At 38.1% G+C, this 8,149-nt stretch carries 7 protein-coding genes; all 7 read left to right on the top strand.

Going from position 1 to position 8,149, the window contains the following annotated elements:
• The first annotated feature begins 565 nt into the window (after positions 1–565).
• The 7 genes from ASE01S_RS15000 to ASE01S_RS14975 all read left to right on the top strand — a co-directional run bounded on the left by ASE01S_RS15000 (position 566) and on the right by ASE01S_RS14975 (position 7,818).
• Positions 566–961, top strand: a complete 396-nt coding sequence (locus tag ASE01S_RS15000) for a GyrI-like domain-containing protein (protein ID WP_067844285.1) — start codon at positions 566–568, stop codon at positions 959–961.
• Between the two features lie 213 nt (positions 962–1,174).
• A complete protein-coding gene (locus tag ASE01S_RS15935) occupies positions 1,175–1,342 on the top strand; it encodes a hypothetical protein (RefSeq protein ID WP_157065245.1) in 168 nt (55 codons plus the stop codon).
• A gap of 979 nt (positions 1,343–2,321) precedes the next feature.
• On the top strand, positions 2,322–3,350 hold the full coding sequence (locus ASE01S_RS14995; protein ID WP_067844282.1) for a Gfo/Idh/MocA family protein: 1,029 nt from the start codon (positions 2,322–2,324) through the stop codon (positions 3,348–3,350).
• Positions 3,351–3,389: 39 nt separating this feature from the next.
• Positions 3,390–4,112: a ThuA domain-containing protein gene (locus ASE01S_RS14990; protein WP_067844279.1), complete on the top strand. Its 723-nt coding sequence runs from the start codon at positions 3,390–3,392 to the stop codon at positions 4,110–4,112.
• A 79-nt stretch (positions 4,113–4,191) separates the two neighbouring features.
• Positions 4,192–5,223 (top strand): Gfo/Idh/MocA family protein, encoded by a 1,032-nt coding sequence (locus tag ASE01S_RS14985; RefSeq protein WP_067844276.1) that lies wholly within the window; start codon positions 4,192–4,194, stop codon positions 5,221–5,223.
• Positions 5,224–5,234: 11 nt separating this feature from the next.
• Positions 5,235–6,203 (top strand): sugar phosphate isomerase/epimerase family protein, encoded by a 969-nt coding sequence (locus tag ASE01S_RS14980; RefSeq protein WP_067844273.1) that lies wholly within the window; start codon positions 5,235–5,237, stop codon positions 6,201–6,203.
• Positions 6,204–6,303: 100 nt separating this feature from the next.
• Positions 6,304–7,818, top strand: coding sequence for a response regulator transcription factor (locus ASE01S_RS14975; protein WP_067844270.1), 1,515 nt, complete (start codon positions 6,304–6,306; stop codon positions 7,816–7,818).
• The last annotated feature ends 331 nt before the right edge of the window (positions 7,819–8,149 follow it).

The raw sequence follows: 8,149 nt of genomic DNA, 5'->3' as shown, positions 1-8,149 counted from the left end.
CCAAGAAATGAAGAAATCTATCGGCTGTACACGGAAGGCAGCTCGTTAAGAGACTTGGAGGGTACCTACAACTTATCAATTGATAGCATTAGGAAGATTATTTATCAGACACGTGCCCGATTAAAACAGCTAGAACAATGAATAGAGCTTTAAAGCAGAGTAATGGATCTACTATCATTACTCTGTTTTCTATTTGTATAAAACTAATACTTTTAAAGAAAATAAAGAATGTGAAAGATGTTGTAACATATCTTGATTTTATCAAATAAGGGTTAATAAGGGGCGGTAAGGTTTATCCTTTGAACATTGCACATGAACTCTAATTTGGTTATGATAAAAATGAACATAATACATGCTATATTTTTATACAGTGTAGTTAAAGATACATAGGTTAATTGCATATCCAAAAGACTTAGGTTCTAGTTTTATATGTCTTTCACATTTGGCATCAAATAAGGAGTTAGTAAATGAACGGCTCGCTTTTTATAGAGCCTTCTGGAGCTAAAAAAAGTTTGGCTAACATAGTTAACAATCATTAAAATATACAACTGAAAGGGAGAAGATTATGTATTTTAAAATCATGAATAGTGTTAGAACGAATAATTTCAACGATGAACGTATCATGCAGAAGATTTCGGGGATGTGGAAAGAAGCTTCAAATCTTTTAAACAATGATGTGATTAAATACGGAGTGTACTATGATTATGAATCTAATTATAAAGGAGATTATACATTGGCTGTAGCCATAGAAACCAGTAGCGATCAAGCCCAACTTCAAATTTTAGACGACAGTAAATATGAAGTTTTTAAGGTTGATGCAGAAGATGAGCATGGGATACTAAATACGTGGAAAGCAATCTGGGAACGTGAAGATAGAAGAGTGTTACAGCGAGCCTACACGTATGATTTTGAGAAATATAACCCGGATGGGACAATAGAAATTCACATTGCGGTTAAGTAGTTGTCATTTAAGTATAACTGATGGTTTATGTAAAACAGGAGAGTAGCGAAGGACTATTACAGTTAAATAATCCGTGCCTTAATCTATTAAGTAATAGCGATTTAAGTAATTATTTAACTCAATAATAGTAGATTGATATGGTAAAATTAATAAAAACCATTGTAGTTTAATTTTTCCATATGTGTTAAACTTTTGGGGATAGGAGATGATCTTATGTCTAAAAGAACGTTATTCATGGTTGTAAGTTTGTTCGTTTTGTTCCCTTTTGTTTATATAAACGCGGAAGAAACCTTGACATCAACTGACGTCTCAACTATTGGTCAAAAACGATCGTTTACTCCCTTAACAAAAAATACTAAAGAATTTAGGATGGATGAATGATTTGCTGAAATTCTATAGAAGAAAAAATTATGAAATTCATGCTGGGAAATGTGATTTTATGAACATAGACAAGAAAAATATTTATGTTAACTTTTCTTATTACTACCTTGATTGGCCAAAGAGCCTTTCAAGTTTTTTTTAGGGTGGGGCTACCTAACCGAATAAAGGTGAGTGTAAACTAGTAAGAGCCGTACGCTCTCTTACTTACACAGTTTAGTTACACTTCCGATAACCATCTTTTTTGGGGAGACGAGTGACGAACGTTCCCCTCTTTTTTCATGACATAGAGATAATCCTTATAAGCCCTATATGATTTAATAAATTATATAGTACGTACAACCACTTTAAAACGTATCCCCTATCTATTGTTTAAAATTTTAGTAAATAACCATAATATCATCAGTTACCACCATTTTTATTCTCCAATAGGATACCTTCGCTTTCTCCCTGCTACTTAAATCTATTCGTAATTTTTCCGTAGATAGAACGACGGGAGTACTCCTTCATGATGATTAACCTCTAAATGTTGATATCTAATACTTGCATATTGTTTCTAAAGCTAATCCCTGCTAAACAAAGGTTATATAGAATATCTGACTAAATAGCTTTACCAGTGGTTTTCCCTATTTGATGTAGAGGGGCACTAGAGAATCTGAATGCTATATTATGATGTTGTTAGTCCCTTTTAATCTTCCCATTTAAAAATATACCCAATATATTTCGTTAATTACATGTCTTTTATTGATAAAACAGGGAATGTATCTATCACGTAACACACTATGCATTCGCTGTAATATAGCTTCAGGCCATTTAAAGATTTCTTCGCTTCTTCCACATTAAAATTTCTTTTAGCAAAATAGTATATGTTTTTGTTATATCATCTATATCAAAAATAACAATGTAACATTAGGATAATGGTATAGACTTTTTCAAAAGACCAAATAGTGTAGTTGTAAGCGTTTGATAGGAGGAAGTAAAAATGAAGACATTTAGAGTGGGGATTATTGGATGTGGTAATATCTTCCCTATGCATGCCGCATCTGTGGTAGAGCGAGAGGATACAAATTTAGTGGCTGTTTGTGACGTCAAGCAAGATCGTGCAGAGGCAAAGGCAAGGCAATATAATTGTCAAGCCTATCTTGATTATAAGGAAATGTTTGAAAAAGAACATCTTGATGCCATTCATATTTGTTTGCCTCACTATTTGCATGCACCGGTTGCGATTGAAGCGGCTAAACAGCAGATTCATATTTTAACGGAAAAGCCGATGGCGATTGATTATCATGATGCAGAGGCGATGGTTCAAACAGCTAAGCAAGCGGGGGTTACCCTTGGTGTTATTTTTCAAAATCGTTATAACCCTGGGTCTCAGCTTATCAAGACTATGCTTGAGCGCGGTGAGCTTGGTCGTATCAAGTCAGGCAAACTATCAGTAACCTGGGATCGCTCAGATGAGTATTACCAAAAAAGTGATTGGAAAGGGACTTGGGACAAAGAGGGTGGCGGTGTAATTATTGACCAAGCCATTCATACAATGGACTTGATGCGCTGGTTTGTTAACAGTGAATTGAAGTATGTTGATGCGACAACGAGCAATCGGGCCCATGAGATGATTGAAGTAGAGGATGCAGCTGAGGGAGTTATTGCCTACCAAAATGGGGTGGTTACGGCGTTCCATGCAATCAATTACTATAGCTATGATGCGCCAGTAGAAATCGAGCTGCATTGTGAAAAGGGCTTTGCCAAAATGGTTGCTGACAAAGCGACTGTTGAACTTAATGATGGTCGCACCTTTATTGCAGATCATAATCCACTTGAAACGTTTACCTATGAATCAGGGGTTAAAGGCTATTGGGGTGTTAGTCATGTTAAACAAATTAATAACTTTTACGAGACACTTCAAGGCAATGCGGAACTCGATATTACCGGTGAAGAGGCGTTAGCGACCCAGAAGATGATTAATGCCATTTATCAGTCGGGAAAAGAAAAACGACGTGTTCAATTTTAGTAACGATAAGATAACAAAATAGAAAAGGAGAATGAAGAGATGAAAGTTGTCGTGTGGAATGAAAACCGTCACGAGAAACAAAACCCAATTGTTGCGGACATTTACCCAAAAGGTATTCATGGAGCAATTGCTGAATTTCTAACAAAGGCCGGGCACGATGTGTCAACGGCAACATTAGATGAGCCAGGGCATGGTTTAGATGGAAACAAGCTGGCTGATACGGATGTGTTAATTTGGTGGGGGCACCTTGCACACCATGAGGTTGATGATCAGCTTGTTGAAGAAATTCATCAACGTGTCTTAGACGGCATGGGCTTAATCGTGTTGCATTCAGGACATTTTTCAAAAATATTCAAGCGATTAATGGGAACGGGCTGTGATTTAAAGTGGCGTGAAGCTGATGACCGTGAGCGACTGTGGGTGGTAGATCCAAGTCATCCAATTACGGCAGGATTGGATCAATATTTTGAACTTGAAAAAGAAGAAATGTACGGTGAGCACTTTGATATTCCGGCTCCTGACCAACTCATCTTTATTAGCTGGTTTGAAGGTGGCGAAGTATTCCGAAGCGGTGCGACTTATCAACGCGGTAGAGGCAAAGTGTTTTATTTCCGTCCAGGACATGAAACGTATCCAACCTATTACGATCAAAATGTTCAAACCGTAATAAAAAATGCTGTTAACTGGGCTGCCCCATTAGCTACACCGATTCATAAGTACGGGAATGTACAGCCACTTGAAAGGATTTCTGAAAAATTATAAAAATAGCCTGATCAGTCGATCCGGCTTGATTTGAAAATGCGCTTAAATAGAATTTTTAAAGGATAAAGGAGTGGTTCGAATGAGTAAACAACGCGTAGCTGTAATTGGGTGTGGGAGTATTGCTAAATATCGACATTTGCTTGAATATGATGCTCATCCCGAAGTTGAGATTGTCGCTGTATGTGACATTGTCCCAGAACGGGCCGAGGACGTAGCTGAGCAATATCAAGCTAAGGCCTATACTGATTATCAAACATTACTTAAAGAAGTTGATCTCGATGCAGTAAGTGTATGTCTACCAAACTATTTGCATGCACCGGTATCGATTGCAGCCTTAGAGGCAGGTTGTCATGTTTTATGCGAGAAGCCAATGGCAACCTCATATGAGGAAGCACAAGCGATGATTAGAGCGGCGGAAAGAAGTGGTAAAAAGCTGATGATTGGTCATAACCAACGTTTTGTTGCTTCACATCAAAAGGCTAAAGAGCTGATAGCTTCTGGTGCGGTAGGAAAGATTTATAGTTTCCGGACAGCATTTGGTCATGGCGGACCTGAAGGCTGGAGTGCCGATGGGAAGTCTAGCTGGTTCTTTAAAAAAGAGCAAGCCTTTATTGGTGCGATGGGTGATCTAGGTGTCCACAAGGCTGACTTAATTCGCTATCTATTAGACGAGGAATTTACTGATGTATCAGCGATCGTAGCCACAAATGCGAAAGACTTTGCTACAGTTGATGATAATGCCGTCTGCTTACTAAAGAGCGAGTCCGGTATCATTGGGACCTTGACAGCAAGCTGGGCTTATAAAGCCGGAGAAGACAACGCAACAGTCATTTATGGTGAAAAGGCAGTATTACGACTAGAGGATGACCCTGATTATAGCTTAATTGTTAATTATACAGATGGTGCAACGGTTAAATATGAACTAGGTAAAATTCAATCGAATGAAGCTGGTGGTCAAACGACGTCACATGTTATCAATCATTTTATCGATGCGATTCAATTGGACCAACAACCAAGCATTACAGGCGAAGAAGGGTTACGTTCACTGCAAATTATTCTTGCAGCACTTGAGTCAAGTGAAACAGGTAAGCATGTTAAAATTGCCCAATAGGAGGAATTGAGATGAAATTAGGTGTATTTACAGTTCTTTTCTCTGATCAATCGTTTGAAGAAATGTTAGATTACGTAAAGGCCGCAGGGTTAGATGCTGTTGAAATTGGTACAGGAGGCTACCCCGGAGATGCGCATGCAAAGCTTGACGAGCTACTGGCAAGTGAGGCTGAACGGGAGGCATACCTGGCAAAGGTTAAAGAACGTGGTTTAACGATTAGCGCTTTTAGCTGTCATGGTAACCCTATTTCACCTGATCAAGGCTTTGCTAAAAAGTCAGATGAATCATTAAGGAAAACCATTCAGTTAGCGGGTCTCATGGGTGTACCAGTCGTTAACACGTTTTCTGGAACACCTGGCGACCAAGACGGTGCGAAATACCCGAACTGGCCTGTCGCACCATGGCCAAATGAATTTAGCGACTTATTGTCATGGCAGTGGGAAGAGAAACTGGTTCCCTATTGGCAAGAGATTGCCCAGCTTGCTGACCAGCACCAGGTAAAAATTGGCTTAGAATTACATGCTGGTTTCCTTGTCCATACGCCTTATACAATGTTAAAATTACGTGAAGCGACTAGTTCAGCAATTGGGGCGAATTTAGACCCAAGTCACCTATGGTGGCAAGGGATTGATCCTGTGGCAGCGATTAAAATCTTAGGTAAAGCCAATGCGATTCATCATTTCCATGCCAAAGACACTTACATCGATCAAGATAATGTCAATATGTACGGCCTAACCGATATGCAACCTTATTCCAATATCCAAACACGTGCTTGGAACTTCAGGTCAGTTGGATATGGCCATAGTATCCAAGTATGGAGTGATATAATCAGCGCCTTACGTACGTATGGTTATGACCATGTGGTCAGCATTGAGCACGAAGATCCGATTATGTCGATAGAAGAAGGCTTCATGAAGGCAGTGCAGAACTTGAAATCAGTTAATATAGCAGAGAAACCAACCCATATGTGGTGGGCATAAGCGTAACCACCGTTGATCATACCATTTCGTAACGATCCCCCAGTTCAAGACTTGAAGTGGGGGATTAAACTCTAGTCAATTTCATTCGATGGAGGGCATCATGTATAATATTTTGATTTTAGATGATGAGAAACAAGAACGTGATATGATTAAATTTCTCTTAGATCAATGGCCTGATTTGTTTAACATTCTCGAAGCAAAAAATGGGAAAGAGGGGTTAAATCTTTTAGATCAGCACCCAATCGATATTTTGATTACAGATGTTAAAATGCCTTTTATGATGGGAACGGAATTAGCAGAGTATGCCAAAGTTAATCATCCAGAACTGAAGATTATCTTTTTTAGTGGACATGATGATTATAAACACTTGAAAACAGCACTATTAGTCAATGCAACCACCTATATCCTTAAGCCTGTCCAACCACATGAATTTTTTAATTCGATCAATCAAATAGTCGAGGAATTAGATCAAAAGGAAAATACTAAATTAACGGATGAACAAAGAGAACGTGCATTACAAAAACATATTATTAGAGAACTCATTAACGAAGTTCCGCTGAATAGTCTTAAAAAGCAATATCCATTTATTAATTTTGACTTCCTAAATACGATTTATTATTATGTTGTCTGCCAAATCAAAGGATATGTTAGCTCAGAACATACTCCGCAAATCGACCAATATGTAAGGCAATTAGAGAGTGCCGATTACTTTAAACATAGTGCGAATCAATTCATTATCTATTTTCAAGGGCTTAATCATCTTGAGACGATTCAGCAAGCCATGGCATTCCTGAATATATCTCTTGGTCATAAGTTGATGTATCAAATGACCGCACGGATTGATTCAGTAGAAAATCTGCACCGACACTTTTATCAGGCTGAAAAAAAACTAGAAGAAAAAGCCTTCTATCAAAATGAAAGATCGGTCACTGATCAATCCAAACCGTGTCAAGAAGCCGATCAAGAAGATTTGTTAATGTCTGAGGTGATAAAAGCTATTAAGCTTGGTGATAAAAGTGTTTTTAAGCAAAAAATTCAAGCAATTTTAGACTATCATAACCATCATCCAACTGTGTCCATTCCTTTTATTCGCTTCTTTTATGCTAATTTTATTGAGCGACTTAGTACCGAAACGCTAATCAGCTTACCGGAGATTAAAGAAACCATGATAAAGAAAATTATTGAGGCCGATCATCTTGAAGAAATTCTCGTGATAGTCAAATCAATTATATCGGTTATAAACAGCTATTTAAATGAAGTCTATGTTTCCTCTAACTTATCGATTCAAAATGTTAAAAAGTACATTATAGCCCACTATCACCAGGAGTTATATCTTGAATTATTAGCAGATCAAGTTTCTTTATCACCGAGATATTTAAGTGATCTTTTCAAAAAAGAAGAGGGGATCGGTATTACTCGATATATTAAGCAGATTCGAATAGCGGAAGCTAAGACATTATTGATGAATACAAACTTAAAGGTTGCAGATATCGCAGTAAAAGTAGGTTACACAAATTATCCATACTTTGTTAAGACATTTAGAGAAGAAACAGGTTTGCCGCCTGAAAAGTATCGGCAAAAACATTTTCATTTGTCTAAGTCAAAAGAGCAATAAACCCACTAGACTTAGTCACAGCTGTTTGCTACGAAATGGCTTTAATCGCTACCACTAAACTGGAAGCGCTGTCATTAAAGGGAACGCCAGGATGTAGATGTAAATAAATTGGATCAATCCGTAGACGAAATTTGTATTATGGTCATCATGCCAGCAATGAGTCGTTAAAATCTTACGACTCTTTTTTTATCGCAGTGGGGCTGCGATTACTCGCCCCATCGAAGGGCTTTTGTAAGCCTCCCCCTTCAAGAAATAAGGGACACGTCATGTCAAAGCCGGAGCTCCAACAGCCAGTAACGGCCCGATTGGTTCAACTAACGTTCATTGGGGG

Source organism: Amphibacillus sediminis NBRC 103570, assembly GCF_001552275.1.
Classification (GTDB): domain Bacteria; phylum Bacillota; class Bacilli; order Bacillales; family Amphibacillaceae; genus Amphibacillus_B; species Amphibacillus_B sediminis.
This window is presented reverse-complemented; position numbering and strand designations above follow the sequence as displayed.